This window comes from Methylobacterium sp. W2, from assembly GCF_020662345.1.
Taxonomy (GTDB): Bacteria; Pseudomonadota; Alphaproteobacteria; order Rhizobiales; family Beijerinckiaceae; genus Methylobacterium.
In genome coordinates, this window is the sequence record NZ_VMOA01000072.1 from 1 (window position 1) to 17933 (window position 17933).

Sequence of the window (17933 nt, forward strand, 5' to 3'; positions counted from 1 at the left end):
GGGCCGGGGGCGGCCGTCTCGGCTGGCACATCCCCGTCGATCTCGGCGAGCGCCGCGAGCAGGGCATCGACGGAGACCGGCTCGGCCCGGGACCCCGTCAGGCAGCGCAGGCCCGGTGCGTTCTCGAGGGCGCAGGCATCCGAGACCCAGGAGGCCAGGATCGTCCGCTTCTCCTCGCGGGTCAGGAGCGGGTGCGCCAGCACCTCGCGCGGATGACGAAACACGTCCCCGGGCGCCACCAGCGCCTGCCACGCCTCGAACGAGGCGGGCTGGGTCGCCGCGGGGTTCATGGGGCCGTTCATCAGGCCGGACGTTCCGAGGCCGGAACGGGACACATGCGTCTCCTTCATTGACATGATCGATCCTCCCTGAGGGCTGTGAGGCAGGACTTGACAACGATGGCGGCCCCCGCGGGCCCGGAGGCCCCCGAGGGTCTTGTTTGGGGTGGCGCGCGGATCAGGCGGCTTCGGCGCGGTCCTCGACCTGCAGACGGGTGTTGTCCTGGCCCATGGGGTTCGCCGCGCCGGCGATGGCGATGCGGCGGGGCTTGAACGCCTCCGGCACCTCGCGCACGAGGTCCACGGTCAGGAGCCCGTTGTCGAGGCGGGCTCCCGTGACCTTCACGTGGTCGGCCAGGTTGAAGGTCTGCCGGAACGGCCGCGTCGCGATCCCGCGATGGAGATAGGCGCGCTCTCCGTCTTGGCCCCCCTTCTGGCCGGTCACCTGAAGCACGGTGTCGTGCTGCGTCAGGTCGATCTCATCCGGGCTGAAGCCCGCCACCGCCATGGTGATGCGATAGGAATCGTCGGCCACCTTCTCGATATTGTAGGGCGGCCAGGTCGTCGACGGCTCGATCCGCGTCGCCTGGTCGAGCAGCGCAATCATGCGGTCGAAACCGACGGTCGAGCGGTAGAGCGGTGCGAAATCCAAGGTCCTCATGACCACATCCTCCTGAAGAGCAACGTGATGACAAAGGCCGCCGGACACCGTGTCCGGCGCCAAGGTGCGAGCCGATCGTGGCCTCGCACGCGTGAAACGCGGAGGGCGGGGTGCGGTTCCAGGGCGATGTGGATTTTTTTCGCGGTGTGAGGGGCCGGGCTGCGGCCCGGCCTTCCGCCGCGAGGGGCTGCTGACTTCGCACATCTTTCGGGCCGCTCGGGTCCCCTCTCCTGGAAGGAGAGGGAGCCCGTCGCGTCTCACGCTCACCCGCCGGAAGCCTTCAGCACAGGGTTTCTGATCGTCCCTAGGTCCGTCGGAGTCGTGAGAACTCGGTCGCCCGGAACGAGAGGGAACCCACGGTGCCCGCGAGATCTGCGAACGGTGGGGTCGGGCGCTCAGCGGGCACCGGCAAATTGCTTGATCACCGCGAGGGGGGCGGGCGGGGCCGGCCACAGGACGAGGCGGTAATGGTCCTCGCCGTCCAGGCGATCGTCGGTGAGGGTGCCGAGGCCGCCGAAATACGCACGGACGCGGTAGGGGCCGGGGGCCACCGACAGGATGTCGATCGATCCGCCGGTGCATTCGTGGAGTTCGAGCCGGCCCGAGGGCAGGTCGAGGCTCGCCTCCACCACATGGTCCCAGAGGTCGAGGGCCTCGTCCGGCGGCCCGGCGACGATGTCGAGCTCCACCGGCACGGCCATGTTGCGCTCGGGCTGGATCACCACGAGGAACGGCGCCGTCTTGACCCGCCGCTGGAGGTCGTCGTCGGTGTAATCCAGCGCCGTGTCGGGGCTCTCGGCCTGGTCCCAGAGATAAAACTGGTGGTAGTCGGCGAAAATCTCGTAGCGCTTCTGCATGGCATCGCTCCCGCTGGCAGGACCGGAATAGGACGTTCGCCCGGCTTTCGCGATCAATCCGTCCGATGGCGGTGCGAAGGCCGGTCGCGTGGCGGTCATTCCGCCGGGGCGAGGGGCCGGGATCGCTCCATCCGCGTGAGGCCGAAGAAGCCGATCGCCGAGGCGACGATGATCGCGCCGAACGCCCCCGCGATCCCGAGCACGAGGCCGAACCCGCCCCGCGCGTGCAGGATCGCGATCAGCGGCACCACGAACCCGCTCACCGTGAAGCCGAGGAAATAGCGCACGCTGTAGGCCCTCGCGCGGTAGAGGGGCGGCACGTAGCGGGCCACCATCGCGTCGTTGATCACCACCTGCCCGTAGAGCGCCGCCATCGCCAGGACGAGGCCGGCGAGGAGCGGAATTCCCGTGCTCAGGGCCGCGATTCCGAGGCCGAGCGGCTGCAGCACGGACAGGCCGAGGAACAGCGCCGGCAGGCTGTAGCGGTCGATCAGGCGCCCCATCAGCAGCTGGGTCAGGGCCCCGAACACGAAGACCAGGGTGGCCACGGAGCCGATCAGCGCCAGGGGCAGACCGTCGCCGACGCCCTCGTCCACCACCTTCGGCAGGGCGATGGTGGTGATGTTGAAGGTCATCCCGCCGGCCACGATGGCGCAGGCAAAGACCACGAGGAGGGGGATCGGCCGCGACACCGCGAGCACCGCCTTGCCCCCGGCCTTGCCCTGCGCGCCCTCGCCGTCGCCGGGGACCATCGCCACGAAGGCCGCCCCGCAGGCGAGGCAGACCAGGCCCGGCACGACGAAGGCCGCCTGCCAGCCGAACCCCGTCGTCAGCAGCGCCGTGACGCCCGAGGCCGTGGCGGCGCCGAGATTGCCCCAGACGCCGTTCACGCCGAGGTCGCGCCCGAGGCGGCGCGCATGGGAGACCAGCATGGTCGAGCCCACCGGGTGATAGATCGCCGAAGCCAGCCCGAGCACGCAGAGCCACAGGGCGAAGGCCCTCGGGCTCGTGGCACTCGCGACCCCGAGGCAGGACAGGCCGTAGCCGAAGAAGAACACCGCCAGAAGGTTACGCCGCCCGAACCGGTCGGCGAGCCAGCCCATCGGCAGCGCGCAGAGGCCGAAGGCCACGAAGGCGCCGGTGGCGAGCGTGATCAGCTCGCCGTAGCCGAGGCCGGTCCGCGCCGCGATGGCGATCACCGCCGTCGGGTAGATCAGCAGGACGAAGTGATCCAGAGCATGCGCCACGTTGACGAAGCGCAGGGTGCGGCGGGACAGGGTTTCGGCATCCATCGACTGGGGATCTCCGCGGGCAGGCTCCCCTCTACCCGACCCGCTCTACGCCGTCCGGCCGAAAGTGTACGCGATCCGGCGTCGGGCAACGCCGCGCGAGCCCCGGCCCTCGCAGCCTCGATCGGCGGCCGCAGCACTAGGCTCTGCGGCGCGGACCGCTCCTCACACGATGCCGCTGGCTTCGAACGGCCACGGCTTTCCGAGCCGTTCGGCGACCTTCGCGGGATCGTGGCCGACCTCCGCCACGGCGGCCTCCACCTCCTCGCTCGGGGTCTGGAAATAGCGGGCCCAATAGGCCTTGTCGCGGGGCTCCGTCAGTCTCACCGTGGCGGGCGCTTCGGGCGTGGACTCGTCCATGCTCATCGGGCGTTCTCCTCGGCTTCGGTGCCGGGGCGGTCGCTCGGCTCGTTGGGCGTTTCCTGGACGGTGCCGGTGACGGTATCCTTCGGGCCGGTCGCGGCGCCGGTCTGCTCCGGCGTCCCATCACGCGATCGGTCGTAGGTGGAGGAGGCCAGATCCTCGTTCACCCTGGTCGGTTCGGGCGGTTTCGTCGTCTCGGACATGCGTTGCTCCCTGATCTGGCGGGCCAACGCATGAAGCGCGACGTGGGTTCGGGCCGGCCTCAGTCGACGTAGCTCAGGGCCATGCCCGTCCGGGGATGGGGGAAGACCCCCATGCGCACCCCGTAGATCGCCTCCAGCCCCTCCGGCGTCACGATCTCGGCAGGCGTGCCGCGCGCGATGAGGCGTCCGCCATGGAGCGCGATGAGGTCGTCGCAGGTGCGGGCCGCCATGTTCACGTCGTGCAGGACCACGATGACGGTGAGGCCGCGCTCCCGGGACAGCTGGCGCACGAGGGAGAGCACCTCGATCTGGTGGGTGACGTCGAGGGCGGCGATGGGCTCGTCCAGGAGCAGGCAGCCGGCATTCTGCGCCACCAGCATGGCGAGCCAGACGCGCTGGCGCTCGCCGCCGGAGAGGCTGTCCACCATGCGCTCGGCGAAGGGCGTCACCGTGGTGAGCCGCATCGCCTCGGCGACGGCCTCGCGGTCGGCGGCGCCCATCCGGCCCAGCGCTCCGTGCCAGGGATAGCGGCCCATGGCGACGAGCTCCCTGACCAGCATGCCCGGTGCCTGCGGCGTCGTCTGCGGCAGGTAGGCGACCTCGCGGGCGAAGGCGCGGTCTCCAAGTTGCTCGATCGGGGCGCCCTTGAACAGGACACGCCCGGCGCTCGGGGCCTGCTGGCGGCCGAGCAGCTTGATCAGCGTCGACTTGCCCGACCCGTTATGGCCGATGAGGCCGATGACCCGGCCGGCGGGAATGGTCAGGGTCAGCGGCTGCAGCAGCACGCGTCCGGGCACCGAGAACGTGACCCGGTCGAGGCTGTAGGCCGCATCCTCGGGACCCGACTCCGATCGTGGTTCCGCATCGGTTCGGCTCAAGGACATCGTTCGCCCGTTCGACGCTGCAACACCCGCCATGCCGGTGGATCGAGGGCCGGCTCAGGCCCGCGCACTGGCCCTCTGCCGGTCGGCGAGGAGCGATTGGGCGATCTCATGCCCCCGCATGACCAGGATGGACAAGAGGGTATCGCTCAGGCCGTGGGTGGGTTCGCTGAACCCCTGGAGGTAGATACCGGGCTCGAAACCGGGTCGGGTGGCGAGGCGGTAGTCGCGCCCGATGGTGCCGTCGGTGAGATGCGGGGCGAGGGACGGCATGATGGTCTCCAGGCGGTCGCGGCGATAGCCCGTGGCCAGGATCACGGCGTCGTAGGGTTCCTGTGCGGTGAGCCCCGTGGCGGCGTCCAGGGTTTCGAGGACGATCGCGCCGGCCTGCTCCACGGCTCCGACCACGGTGGTCCTCGGCTGCAGGGCGTGGCGATGCTCGCCGCTGACCTTCTGCTGGTAGAGGATGTCGAAGATGCGCGTCAGAAGGTCGGTGTCGATCACCGAGTAGTTGGTGCCGCGGAACTCGTCGATGATGGCCCGGCGCTGGGTCTCGGGCTGGCCGTAGACGAAGTCGGTGAAGTCCGGGTTGAAGATCTCGTTGACGAAGGGGCTGTCGTCGGCGGGCTTCAAGGCCTGCCCCCGGAAGATCATGGCGATGTCGGCGGTGGGGATGCGGCTTTGCAGGTCGAGGAACAGCTCGGCCGCGGTCTGGCCCGCGCCGATGACGGCGATGCGCGGGCGGCGTGCGGCGCCGTCCGGCAGGGGAACGCCGTCGATCCGCGACAGGTAGCGCGAGGAGTGGAAGATCCGGGCGCTGCCCTGCAGCTCCTCGAAGACCGGCAGGATGCGCGGCTCGCCCCCGGTGGCGAGGATGACGGCGCGGGTGCGCCGCCTCTGCTCGCGGCCATCGGCCTTGCGCGAATGGACGAGCAGGTGGCGGATCGCGTCGCCGCGCCCCTCCGGCTCGACCGCTAGCACCGTATCGCCATAGTCGCAGCGATCGGCGAAATGCCCGGCCACCCAGCGCAGATAGGCGTTGAACTCGATCCGGCTCGGAAAGAACGACTTGCGGTTGATGTAGTCGATCAGCCGGCCGTGGACATGAAGGTAGTTGATGAAGGTGTAGGGGCTCGTCGGGTCGCGCAGGGTGACGAGATCCTTCAGGAAGGAGATCTGCATCCCGCTATCGGGCAGCAGCATCCCGCCATGCCAGACGAACTCGTCCTGGCGCTCGAGGAAGCGCACCCGTGGCTGGTGGCCCCGCCGCCGTCCCGCCTCGTCGAGGGCGATGGCCAGCGACAGGTTCGACGGGCCGAAGCCGATGCCGAGCGCATCGTAGACCGGCGCGTCGTCATCGTCCCCGCGCCTCAGCCCCTCGTCCCGGAAGACCCCGCGCAGGGGGAAGGACGTATCCGAGTGGTCGTAGGATTCCGTCATCACCGAACCTCCATTCCTGCGCCGAGCGACACGGATCACCGCGGCGATCCGCCGGCGGTCGTCAGGCAAAGGGACGTTCGGGCAGGGGAGGGATTTAGGAGCCGACCGGAAAAATTGTGCGCCGCCGCTTAAATTTCGGCGGTCCGTCACCGTCTCTGGCTGCGAGACCGACTTCTTTCGCGGAGCGCGACGCCATGGCCATCGACGACAGCGAAGCGACGTTCCTCGTCGTGATCAACGGGGAAGAACAGTACTCCGTCTGGCCCGCCCATCGCCCGGTGCCGGCCGGATGGAGCGCCACCGGCTTCTCCGGGGCCCGCGCCGCGTGCCTCGCGCATATCGACACGGTCTGGACCGACATGCGGCCCCTGAGCCTGCGCCGCGCCCTTGCCGGCGATGCCCGCGCCTGAACCCCGGCGCCCCGTTTCGATGACATCCCCGTTCTAGACTTGCCAGGACACATGATGACCGACGGTTTCCCGCGCGCGTCGCTGGCGGTCCCGCCCGCCACGGACTTCGTCAGTCATCTGCGCTGGCTGGCCGAGACCCATGGCGAGGTCTCCGCCCTGCATTTCCTCGACGACCCGCAGCGGGGCGAGGTCACGGTCACCTACGCGGAGCTCTACCATCGGGCGCGGGCCATCGCCGCGCGGCTTCGGCAATCGGCGAGGCCCGGCGACCGGGTCTGCCTCCTGCTCGATACCGGCCTCGACTACGTCGCGGGCTTCTTCGGTTGCCTCCAGGCCGGCCTCATCGCCGTCCCGGTGTTTCCGCCGGAGCCGCGCCGGGCGCAGCATCAGGCGCGCATCGCCGCGATCATCAATGACGCCGAGCCGGCGCTGATCCTCGTCCATCGCAGCGACGCGGACTCCGTTCACGCCATGCTCGCTACGGCGGGACACCGCAGCGCGGTCCTGCCGGTGGAGGACATCTCCGCGGACGATCTCGGCGACGCGCAAACCGCCGGCGGGCTCGAGGCGGCGCCGTCGCCGGACGACGTGGCCTTCCTGCAATACACGTCGGGCTCCACGGCCCTGCCGAAGGGCGTGATCGTCAGCCACGCCAACCTCGTCGCCAACGAGTTGCTGATCCGGGGCGGGTTCGATTTCCGCCCCGACGACGTCATGGTGAGCTGGCTTCCGCTCTATCACGACATGGGCCTGATCGGCGGCATGCTGCAGCCGATCTACGCGGGCATCCTGGGCGTCCTCATGTCGCCCAAGCATTTCCTCGGCCGTCCGGCGCGCTGGCTGGAAGCCATTCACCATCATCGCGGGACGGTGAGCGGAGGCCCCGATTTCGCGTTCCGCCTGTGCCAGGACAGGGTCGATGACGAGACCGTCGCGCGACTCGACCTGTCGAGCTGGCAGATCGCCTTCTCCGGCTCGGAGATGGTCCGGGCCTCGACCATGGCCGATTTCGCCGCGCGCTTCGCTCCCGCCGGGTTCGACGTCCGCGCGCTGAGGCCGTCCTACGGCCTAGCCGAGGCGACGCTCTTCCTCACCGCCGGGACGCGCGGCGAGGGCATGCGGTCCCTCGACCTCGATCCCGCCACCCTCGCGGAAGGCCGCGCCGTCGCTGTGGCGGACGGCACCCGGCTGGTGGATTGCGGCTTCGAGCAGCCCAGGCATCCGATCCACATCGCCGGTTCCGATGGGGAATCGCTGCCGGATGGGACCATCGGCGAGGTCATCGTCTCCGGTCCGAGCCTCGCCCAGGGCTACTGGCGCAACCCGGACGCGACGGCGGCCGCCTTCGTCGACCGGCACGGCGTCCGCTGCCTGAGGACGGGCGATCTCGGCTTCCTGCACCAGGGCCGACTCTTCCTTGTCGGGCGCGAGAAGGATCTGATCATCCTGCGTGGCCAGAATGTCTATCCGCAGGACGTGGAGCGGGTGGTGGAGCAGGGCGTCGATATCCTGCGCCGGGGCCGCATCGCCGCCTTTTCCGTCGAGCGCGACGGCCGCGAGAGCATCGGCGTGGCGGTGGAGGTGTCGCGCACCGTCCAGAAGCTCGCTGCGCCCGAGGCGATCGCCTCGCTGGTGTCGGAGGCCGTCGCCGACGCCTTCCTCGAGACCGCGCGCGTCGTGGTTCTCCTCAATCCCGGCGGCCTGCCGCGCACATCCAGCGGGAAGATCCAGCGCGGCGCCACGCGGCGCGGATGGGAGACGGGCTCCCTCGACGCTTACGCGGTGGTGGAGGATGGCCGGCGCGTCGATGGGGATAGCGCGCCGAAATCCGGTGAGGCCATGGCCCTGACCGGGCTGGATGCGCGCCTCGCCGCGATCTGGTCCGGCATCCTCGACCGGCGCGACCTGACCCGCGACAGTCACTTCTTCGCCCTCGGCGGCAATTCCATTGCGGCCATCGGGATGCTCACCGAGCTTCGCGCGGCCATCGGTGTCGCGATCCCGCCGCAGACCCTGTTCACGCATCCCCGGCTCGGGGCTTTCGCCGATGCGGTCGGGGCGGAGATCGCGGCCGGCACGACGGCTCTCGTGATCGATCCGGCCTCCCGTGACGGAGCGCTTCCCCTGTCGCTGGCGCAGGAGCGGCTCTGGTTCGAGGCCGAATTCGGCGATGACGAGCGCCATCATATCGCCGGCGGGATTCACCTCCACGGCGCCCTCGACCGGAGCGCCCTGGATCGCAGCCTCGCGGCCCTCGTCGCACGGCACGAAGCCTTCCGCACCCATCTGCATCGCCGGCCCGACGGCCGGGCCGAGCAGGTGATTGTGGCCGGCTGCGACGTCGCGTTGCCCGAGACCGATCTGACCGGGTTCGCCGCCCATGAACGCGAGGAGCGGTTCGCCGTTCTCTGCCGCGAGGCGGCGGAACGCCCCTTCACCCTCGCCGGCGGCCCGCTCGCGCGCTTTGCCCTGGTTCGCCTCGGCGAGGCCCATCACGTCCTCCTGGTGACCCTGCATCACATCGTGTCCGATGGCTGGTCGATGGGCGTGATCCTGCGGGAATGGCCGGCGCTCTATCGGGCGGAGGCGGTGGGCCAGCCCGCCGATCTGCCCGCCCTCGCAATCCAGCCGGCCGATATCGCCGCCTGGCAGGCGGGCGAAACGCGCGCCGATGCGATGGAGGCCCACCTCGCCTGGTGGCGCGAACGCCTCGGCGGACCCGAACCCGATCTGTCCCTCACCGATCGCCAGAGGCAGGTCGGAGTATCCGACCGCGTCCTCCGGCACGGTTTCGCCATCGGCGAGGGGGTGAGCCGTCGGGTCGCGACCCTGGCGGGGGAGACAGGCACGTCGCCCTTCACGATCCTGCTCGGCGCCTTCGCGCTTTTCCTGCATCGCTATGGCGACACAAGGAGCCTGCGCATCGCCATGCCCGTGGCGGGTCGCCACCTGCCGGGCGTCGAACACCTCGTCGGCGTGTTCGTGAACACGCTGGTGCTGCCAGTCTCGATCGACCCGGCATCACCGGGGCGTGACGTTATCAGCCGGCTATGGACCTCGATGACGGGAGCCCTGGCCCATCAGGATCTGCCCTTCGAGCGTCTGGTGGAGGCGCTCCAGCCGGAACGCGTTCCCGGCCGGGCGCCCCTCGCCCGCGTGATGATCAGCCAGCAGCCGGCGACCCTGGGCGATCTCGGTAACGTCGCCGGCCTGACGCTCGAAGCATTCGGGCAGGATACCGGCACGCCCGCCTACGACCTCGTCCTGGAAGTGTCGGAGAAGGACGGCGACCTGTCCGCGACCTTTGCCTATTCCGAGGCCCTTTTCGACCCCGCCACCATCGCAAGGTTCGAGGAGGGCTACCTCGCCCTGCTGGACGGCCTGACCGGCACCCCGGCCCAGCGCATCGACACGCTCGAACTGGTCCCGACCTCCGCCCTCGCCTCGCTATCCTCGCCCTACGCGGACGGGATGCCGCTGTCGGAGGCGCTGGTGCCGGCGCTGATCGGCGCGGCAGCGCAGGCCGATCCAGAGGCTCCGGCGGTGATCTGCGGTCCGCGCACCACCACGTTCGGCGAGCTCGACCGGGCCGCCAACCGCCTCGCCCACCGGCTGATCCGGGAAGGCATCGGCCCCGAGGCCGTGGTCGCCGTGGCCCTGCCGCGCGGGCCGGACCAGATCGCCGCCTTCCTGGCCATCCTCCGGGCCGGGGGCGCGTTCCTGCCCCTCGATCCGGCCCAGCCGCGGGCGCGTCTGGCCGCCCTCCTGCGCGATGCCGGCGCCCGCCTGCTGCTGGTGCAGGGCAGCGCCCTCGACGGGGTGGCCAAGGAAGCCGGGATGCGGGAGGCCGGGATGCAGGAGGGCGCGACGCTCGACCCCTCCGCCCTCGACCTCTTGTCGGAGATGGAGACCGCCCCGTCCCGCACGGCCCATCCGGAGCAACTCGCCTACGTGATCTACACGTCGGGCTCCACCGGGACCCCCAAGGGCGTCGCCGTGGCGCACGGACCCCTGGCCCGGCATGTCCGCGCCACGGGGGCCGTCTACGGCACGAACCGGCAGACCCGCGAACTCCACGTCCTGTCGATGAGCTTCGACGGGGCGCAGGAGCGCTGGATGGTGCCGCTGGCCTTCGGCGGCTGCGTCGTGCTCAAGCCCGACGGGCTGTGGACCCCGCGCGAGGCGCTCGATGCGATGGAGCGTCATCGCGTGACCCATGCGGGCTTCCCCACCGCCTACATGCACCAGCTGGCGCTCGAGGCCGCCAGCGGCCCGCGCCCGAGCCGGCGCTCCTACGCGTTCGGCGGCGAGGCCCTGTCGCGCGAGAGCTTCGCGCTGATCGGCCGGGCGCTCGACCCGACGCTGCTGATCAACGGCTACGGCCCCACCGAGACGGTGATCTCGCCGCTGGTGTGGCGGGCGCGGGCCGGGGATGCGGTGGAGGGGGCCTACGCCCCGATCGGCCGGGCGGTGGGGGACCGGCGGGCCTACATTCTCGACGCGGCGCTGCAGCCGGTGCCGGTGGGGGTCACCGGGGAACTGCATCTGGGCGGTGACGGTCTGGCGCGGGGCTATCTCGGCCGGGCCGGGCAGACGGCGGACCGGTTCATCCCCGACCCGTTCCCGGACCTGTCGGGTCGGGACGGCGGCCGGCTCTACCGTACCGGGGATCTGGCGCGCTGGCGGGCGGACGGGACGGTGGAGTATCTCGGGCGGGCGGACGCGCAGGTGAAGCTGCGCGGGTTCCGGATCGAACTCGGCGAGGTCGAGGCGGCGCTCCTGGCGCAGGAGACCGTGGCGGGGGCGGCGGCGGCTTTGCGCCAGGGTCCGGCGGGTCCGCTACTGGTGGCCTATGCGGTGGCGGCGCCGGGAGCGGTCCTCGACGCGGGCGCGATCCGGGCGGATCTGGCCCGGCGGTTGCCGGACTACATGGTGCCGAGCCGGATCGTGGCGCTGGAGCGGTTGCCGCTGACGCCCAACGGCAAGCTCGACCGGGCGGCGCTGCCGGAGCCCGCGCCCCTGGCCGAGGCGGCGAGCGGAGCCTCGCGCCCGCTCACCCCCACCGAGGCCATCGTCGCCGACATCTGGGCCAAGGCCCTCGGCCTCCCCGCCATCCCACCCGACCAGAACTTCTTCGAGGCCGGCGGCGATTCCATTCTCAGCCTGCAGATCGTCGCTCGCCTGCGCGAAGCCGGCTTTGCCGCGACGCCGCGCCAGATCTTCGAGCATCAGACCGTCGCCGCCCTGGCCCGCGTCATCGCCCGGCCCGATGGGGCGGAAGCCACGGTGTCCGTGCCGGAAGGCCCCGCGCCGCTCACGCCCATCCAGCACTGGTTCTTCGAACAGCCGATGGCCCGCCGGGACCATTGGAACCAATCCCTCGAACTCGATGCCCGCGTGAGGCTCGACGCCGATCGCATCGGCGCTGCGCTGGCCGCCCTCGTGGCCCATCACGAAGCATTGCGCTACGCCTTCGGCCACGATGCGGTCGGCGCCTGGATCCAGGAGCCGGTATCGCCCGCCATGCTCGCCGAGCCGCTGTCCATCGTCGATGTGGACAGCGACGACGAAGCGCGGACCTGTTTCCTCGCCGCCGAGCGCAGCCTCAACCTCGCCGATGGCCGTGTCTTCGCCGCCATCCTGGCGAACTTCCCCGACGGGCGTCAGCGCCTGCTTCTTACGGCCCATCACCTCGTGGTAGATGCCGTGTCGTGGCGCATCCTCGTCTCCGATCTCGACCTGCTCTACGGGGGCGATGAATTAGCGCCTGCCGTCGCGACGCCCTTCCGGGCCTGGGCTCATCGTCTGCAAGATCACGCGGCGGAGATCGCAGGCCGGAGCGAGGCTTGGGCGTCCGCGCCTTCGGTCGCCCGCCTTCCCGTCGACCGACCCGACGGTGCGTGTGACCAGAGCCACGCCGCAACGAGAATTCTCGTCCTCGACTCCTCCCTCATGTCAGGGCTCGACCGCCTGCGCGCGGCCTACGGGATGCGGCTCGACGAAGTGCTCCTCGCCGGCCTTTCCCGTGCCGTCGCCGCCTGGTCGGGGCACTCGACGCTGAGCGTCACCCTGGAGCGCCACGGGCGGGACGGGGACGCCGCGAACCTTCCCCTCGATCGAACCGTCGGCTGGTTCACCACCCTGGCTCCGATCACCCTGGCGATATCGAGCGATGTCGGGCGCGATGTGAAGTCGGCAAAGGAGGCGGTGCGCAGCCTTTCCGGGAACGGCTCGGACTATTCGGTTCTGCGCTACCTCGGCACGGGATCCGAGCGCGCGAAACTCTCGACCCAGCCCTGGCCGGAGGTGACGTTCAATCACCTCGGCACCGTCGCCGAGATCGATGCCGGGGCCCTGTTCTCCATCGATGCCGGATCGATGCGGCTGTCGGCGGATCCCGCCGCACCCCTCGGCGCCGAGTTGATCATCGACAGCTTCCTGCGGGACGGCGCGGTCACCCTGCGCCTGGGCTACAGCGCCGCCCGTTTCGAAGGGGCCAGCATCGACCGCCTCGCCGAAAGGCTCCATGCCGCGTTCTCCGCCCTCGCCGAGCACGGCCTCGACCCCCTGGCCGGCGGCCCGACCCCGTCGGATTTCCCCCTGGCGGCTCTCACGCAGGACCGGATCGACGGCCTCGATCTGCGGGACGTGACGGACATCTATCCGCTGACCCCGACGCAGGGCGGCATCCTGTTCCACGCGCTGGCCGCGCCGGAAGCGGGTCTCTACGTCAACCAGCTCGGCGTCACGATCCGCAACCTCGATCCCGACCGGTTCGCGGCGGCCTGGCGCGCGAGCGTCGCCCGCCATCCGATCCTGCGCACGAGCTTCCTCTGGACCGGCGACCTCGCCGCTCCGCTCCAGCTCGTGCACGCCTCGGCGGAACTGCCGATCACCCGGCTCGACATGAGCGACCGCGCCGACGCCGATCTCGATGCGCTGGCGCGGACCGAGCGCGCCCGCGGCTTCGATCTCGCGCAGGCACCGCTCATGCGGCTCCTCCTGGTCGATCTCGGCCAAGATCTCGGCCAACACCGGCACCGGCTGATCTGGACCTGCCACCATCTTCTCCTCGACGGATGGAGCAATGCGCGTCTGATCTCCGAGGTGCTGCGCCACTATGCCGGAGAGGTGGTCGAGGCACCGACGCGCCTGTTCCGCGAACACCTGACCCGGCTGTCGCAAAGCGACCGCAGCGCCGACGAGGCGTTCTGGCACGAGGCCCTGGCCGGGCTGGACGAGCCGAGCCTCCTCGCCCCGGCCCTGTCCGGCGAGACGGGAGCGAGCGGACACATCGCCATCGACACCGCCCTGGGCGAGGCGCGGACCGACCGCCTCCAGGCCTTCGCCCGCCGCGAGAAGGTGACACTGAACACAGTGTTCGAGGCGGCCTGGGCCCTGACCCTGAGCCGTTTCACCGGGCGCTCCACCGTGGCCTTCGGCACCACCGGGTCGGGCCGGCCGCCGGACGACGGCGGGATGCACGGGGTACTCGGCCTGTTCATCAACACGGTGCCGCGCTGCATCGGTCTGCCCGGACATCTGAATGTCGCGGACTGGCTGCGTCGGCTGCAAGGCGAGGCGGCGGCCCTGCGCGAGCACGATCTCGCATCGCTGGCCGACATCCAGGCCTGGGTCGGGCGCGGCGGGCAGCCGCTGTTCGACAGCCTCCTCGTCGTCGAGAACTACCCCCTCGACGCCGTGGTCCGCGACCGCAGCCTCGGCGGGCTGGAATTCGGCCCGGTCACGACGCTCGAAGCGACCGACGTTCCCCTCACCCTGTCGCTTCTCCTCGACGGCACGCCGCGCCTGAACTGGAGCATCGATCAGGCCCGGATCTCCTCAGCCGAGGTCCGGCGCCTCGATGCGCAGCTGCTTCACATCCTCGATGCCCTGATGGATGCGGCCGACGCGCCCCTCGATGCCCTCTCCCTCGTCCCGCCCGACGAGATCGCGGCGGCACGGCATCGGGCCGCCGCCCTCCGGCCATCGCCGGCCGAGCCCGCGATTCATCTCAGGATCGCCTGGCAGGCGGGGCGGCGACCGCAGGCCGTGGCTGTCACGTGCGAGGGCGAACAGGCGACTTATGCCGACCTCGAGACCAGGGCGGCGCGTCTTGCCCGGCGTCTCGTCCGCGAAGGCGTGCGGCCGGGCGATCTCGTCGGTCTCTGCGTCGAGCGCTCGATCTCCCTCGTCGTCGGCATCCTGGCGATCCTGAAGAGCGGAGCCGGCTATGTTCCCCTCGACCCGGCCTATCCGGCCGACCGCCTCGCCTTCATGCTCACCGATTGCGGGGCCCGGCACGTGCTCGCCACGAGCGGCCTCGTCGACAGCCTGCCAGAGGACGGCCCCAGGCCGATCCTGATGGACGGGGCGCCGTCCGAAGACGGAGGCACGCCGCTGCCTCAGGCCCCCCACCCGGAGCAGCCGGCCTATGTGATCTATACGTCGGGCTCCACCGGCCGGCCGAAGGGCGTCGTGGTCACCCATGCCAACGCGGCGCGGCTGCTGACCAGCACGCAGGGCGATTTCGGCTTTGCCGAGGACGATGTCTGGACGCTGTTCCATTCCTACGGGTTCGATTTCTCGGTCTGGGAGATTTTTGGCGCGCTCTGCCACGGCGGGCGTCTCGTCGTGGTGCCGCGCGAGGTGGCGCGGGCGGCGGACGCGTTCCTCGACCTTCTCGTCCGCGAGGGCGTGACGGTGCTGAACCAGACCCCGTCCGCCTTCCGGCCGCTGATGCAGGCCGCCCTCGCGCGGCCCCGAGGGCTGGCGCTGCGCCACGTCGTCTTCGGTGGGGAAGCCCTCGACGTCTCCGCCCTGCGGCCGTGGTTTGAGCGTTTCGGCGATGCCTCGCCCCGCCTCGTCAACATGTACGGCATCACCGAAACCACGGTTCACGTGACCTACCGTCCGCTCATAGCCGACGACGCGAATCGGGCCGACAGCCCCATCGGCGAGGCCCTGCCGGATCTCACCCTACACCTCCTCGACGCGTCCCTCGACCCCGTACCGAATGGGGTGGCGGGCGAACTGCATGTGGGCGGCGCCGGTCTGGCGCAGGGCTATCTCGGGCGGGCCGCACTGACCGCCGAGCGCTTCGTGCCGGACCCGTTCGGGCCTCCGGGCGCGCGCCTCTATCGCAGCGGCGATCTCGCCCTGCGGCGGCCGGACGGCACGCTGGCCTATCTCGGCCGCGCCGACGGGCAGGTGAAGCTGCGCGGGTTCCGGATCGAGACGGGGGAGATCGCCGCAGCCCTGCGGGTAGAACCCGGCGTCATCGATGCCGCTGTCATCCTCCGCGATGCCGCTGGGGACAGGCACCTCGCCGCCTATGTGGTCGGCGACGGGATCGACACGGAGTCTCTGCGTGAAGGAATTGTTCGCCGGCTACCGGCACATATGGTGCCGGCTCATATCCTGGTCGTCGCGTCCCTGCCGCTGACCCCGAACGGCAAGCTCGATCTGCGCGCCCTGCCGGCGCCCCTGACCATGTCGCGAGGATCGGACGCGCCCGAAGGGTCCATGGAGATCGCCCTCGCCGAGATCTGGCGCGAAGTGCTGGACGTCGAGAGCGTGGGCCGGGACGACGACTTCTTCGCCCTCGGCGGTCATTCCCTCACCGCGGCGCAACTCGCCATGCGGGTGAAGCAGCGCCTCGGTCTCACCGTGCCGATCCGTGCCCTGTTCGAGGCGCCGACCCTGCGCGGCTACGCCCTGGCGGCGACGTCGAGCGAGGGGGCAGGCGATGGCCGGGACGAATCCGCCGACCTGTCCGACATGGACGCTCTCCTCGCCGATCTGGAGGCCTGAATGACTGGCCAAGCCGCCGATCTCAGCCGCCGCTTCGCCCGGCTTCCCGCCGACAAGCGGCGGGTCTTCCTCGACGCCCTGGCCGCCCGCGGCATCGACTTCTCGCGCCTGCCGATCGTGGCGGGGGACGAGGCTGCCGGTGGCGAGAGGGTCGCTCCCCTGTCCTACGCGCAGGAGCGGCTGTGGCTGATCGGGCGGATGGGAGGCGATGCGGCCCTGCTCCATATCGCCGGGGGGCTCGCTCTCACTGGACCGCTCGACCGGGACGCCCTGGCGCGGGCCCTCGACGCCCTCGTGGCGCGGCACCCGGCCCTGAGGACGGGATTCCGCACCGGCGAGACCGACGAGGTCGAGGCGGTCACCGCGGTCTTCGTCGCGGCGAGCCTGCGCCAAGTCTCGCTGGAGGCCGAGGACCGGACCCTCGCCGAGGAACGCCTCGCTGCCCTGTCGCGGGAGGAGGCACGGCGTCCCTTCGATCTGGCGGCACCGCCCCTGTTCAGGGCCGTGTTGGTGCGGATGGAGCCACAGCGCCACGTCCTCCTCCTCACCATGCATCACCTCGTCTCCGACGGCCGCTCGGTGGAGATCCTGCTCGCCGACCTGATGCGGCTCTACGCGGCGGGTGAACAGTCGGGCCTGCCGCCGCTGCCGATCGCCTATGCCGATTACGCGCGCTGGCAGCGCGACTGGCTGGAGGCCGGCGAACTCGAGCGCCAACTCGGCTGGTGGCGGGACCGCCTCGGGGCGACGGAGAGCGTGATCCCCCTGCCGGCCGACCGCCCGCGCCCGGCGGTCCAGAGTTTTCGCGGAGCGGCGGTGGATTTCGCCGTCGATGCCGATGTCGCCGCCCGCCTCGAATCCCTGGCGCGGCAGGCCGGCGCCACCACCGCCATGGTCCTCCTCGCCATCTTGTCCCTGGTGCTCCGGCGCTATACCGGCGAGGCGGATCTGCGCATCGGCGTGCCGGTGGCCAACCGCAACCGGCCGGAGACGGAGGGGCTCGTCGGCCTGTTCGTCAACACCCTGGCGATCCGCGTCGTCGTTGATCCCGGCGCCAGCGTCCTCGACCACGTGCGGGCCGTGCGCGACGCCATGGTGGATGCGCAAGGGCACCAGGACCTGCCCTTCGAGCGTCTGGTGGAAGCGCTCCAGACCCGCCGGACCGTGAGCCATACCCCCGTCGTCCAGGTGATGCACAGCCACCGGGTCGAAGGGCCGTCCCGGTTCACGATGGGCGATCTCGTCGTGTCGCCCTTCGGGCGGGGAACCGGCAACGTCCAGTTCGATCTCGTGCTGGAGACGGTGGCGGAGGCCGGCGGAGCCGTGCGCGGATCGTTCGGCTATGCAAGCGACCTGTTCCAGCGGGACACCATGGAGCGGATGCGCGACGGCTTCCTCACCCTGCTGCGCGGCGCGGTGGAGGAGACCGGCCGCCGCGTCGATACCCTCCCACTGGTCCCGACCTCCGCCCTCGCCTCGCTATCCTCGCCCTACGCGGACGGGATGCCGCTGTCGGAGGCGCTGGTGCCGGCGCTGATCGGCGCGGCAGCGCAGGCCGATCCAGAGGCTCCGGCGGTGATCTGCGGTCCGCGCACCACCACGTTCGGCGAGCTCGACCGGGCCGCCAACCGCCTCGCCCACCGGCTGATCCGGGAAGGCATCGGCCCCGAGGCCGTGGTCGCCGTGGCCCTGCCGCGCGGGCCGGACCAGATCGCCGCCTTCCTGGCCATCCTCCGGG

General features: G+C 70.9%; 11 protein-coding genes. 3 read left to right on the plus strand and 8 right to left on the minus strand.

What is annotated here, in order from left to right:
* The 8 genes from FPV16_RS25150 to FPV16_RS25185 all read right to left on the minus strand — a co-directional run.
* Positions 1–356: hypothetical protein (locus tag FPV16_RS25150; RefSeq protein WP_227441249.1), on the minus strand; the 356-nt coding region annotated here is incomplete at its 3' end.
* A gap of 100 nt (positions 357–456) precedes the next feature.
* Positions 457–939 (minus strand): Hsp20 family protein, encoded by a 483-nt coding sequence (locus tag FPV16_RS25155; protein WP_227441250.1) that lies wholly within the window; start codon positions 937–939, stop codon positions 457–459.
* A gap of 395 nt (positions 940–1334) precedes the next feature.
* The gene (locus FPV16_RS25160; protein WP_227441251.1) at positions 1335–1796 is read right to left on the minus strand and encodes a hypothetical protein; all 462 of its coding nucleotides are present in this window, start codon (positions 1794–1796) and stop codon (positions 1335–1337) included.
* Positions 1797–1891: 95 nt separating this feature from the next.
* Positions 1892–3088, minus strand: a complete 1197-nt coding sequence (locus FPV16_RS25165) for an MFS transporter (protein ID WP_227441252.1) — start codon at positions 3086–3088, stop codon at positions 1892–1894.
* A 162-nt stretch (positions 3089–3250) separates the two neighbouring features.
* Positions 3251–3451, minus strand: coding sequence for a DUF3606 domain-containing protein (locus FPV16_RS25170; RefSeq protein ID WP_227441253.1), 201 nt, complete (start codon positions 3449–3451; stop codon positions 3251–3253).
* Positions 3448–3651 (minus strand): hypothetical protein, encoded by a 204-nt coding sequence (locus tag FPV16_RS25175; RefSeq protein ID WP_227441254.1) that lies wholly within the window; start codon positions 3649–3651, stop codon positions 3448–3450. The genes FPV16_RS25170 and FPV16_RS25175 overlap by 4 nt, the downstream gene beginning before the upstream one ends.
* A 59-nt stretch (positions 3652–3710) precedes the next feature.
* A complete protein-coding gene (locus FPV16_RS25180) occupies positions 3711–4535 on the minus strand; it encodes an ATP-binding cassette domain-containing protein (protein WP_227441255.1) in 825 nt (274 codons plus the stop codon).
* 54 nt (positions 4536–4589) lie between these two features.
* Entirely contained in the window at positions 4590–5972 is a 1383-nt protein-coding gene (locus tag FPV16_RS25185; protein WP_227441256.1) for a lysine N(6)-hydroxylase/L-ornithine N(5)-oxygenase family protein, read from the minus strand.
* Between the two features lie 194 nt (positions 5973–6166).
* On the opposite strand from FPV16_RS25185, the gene FPV16_RS25190 reads away from it, so the two are divergent.
* The 3 genes from FPV16_RS25190 to FPV16_RS25200 all read left to right on the plus strand — a co-directional run.
* Positions 6167–6382, plus strand: a complete 216-nt coding sequence (locus FPV16_RS25190) for an MbtH family protein (RefSeq protein WP_227441257.1) — start codon at positions 6167–6169, stop codon at positions 6380–6382.
* Positions 6383–6436: 54 nt separating this feature from the next.
* Positions 6437–16195: a non-ribosomal peptide synthetase gene (locus FPV16_RS25195; protein ID WP_227441258.1), complete on the plus strand. Its 9759-nt coding sequence runs from the start codon at positions 6437–6439 to the stop codon at positions 16193–16195.
* Positions 16196–17933 (plus strand): condensation domain-containing protein (locus FPV16_RS25200; RefSeq protein WP_227441259.1); only part of this gene is annotated, 1738 nt, incomplete at its 3' end.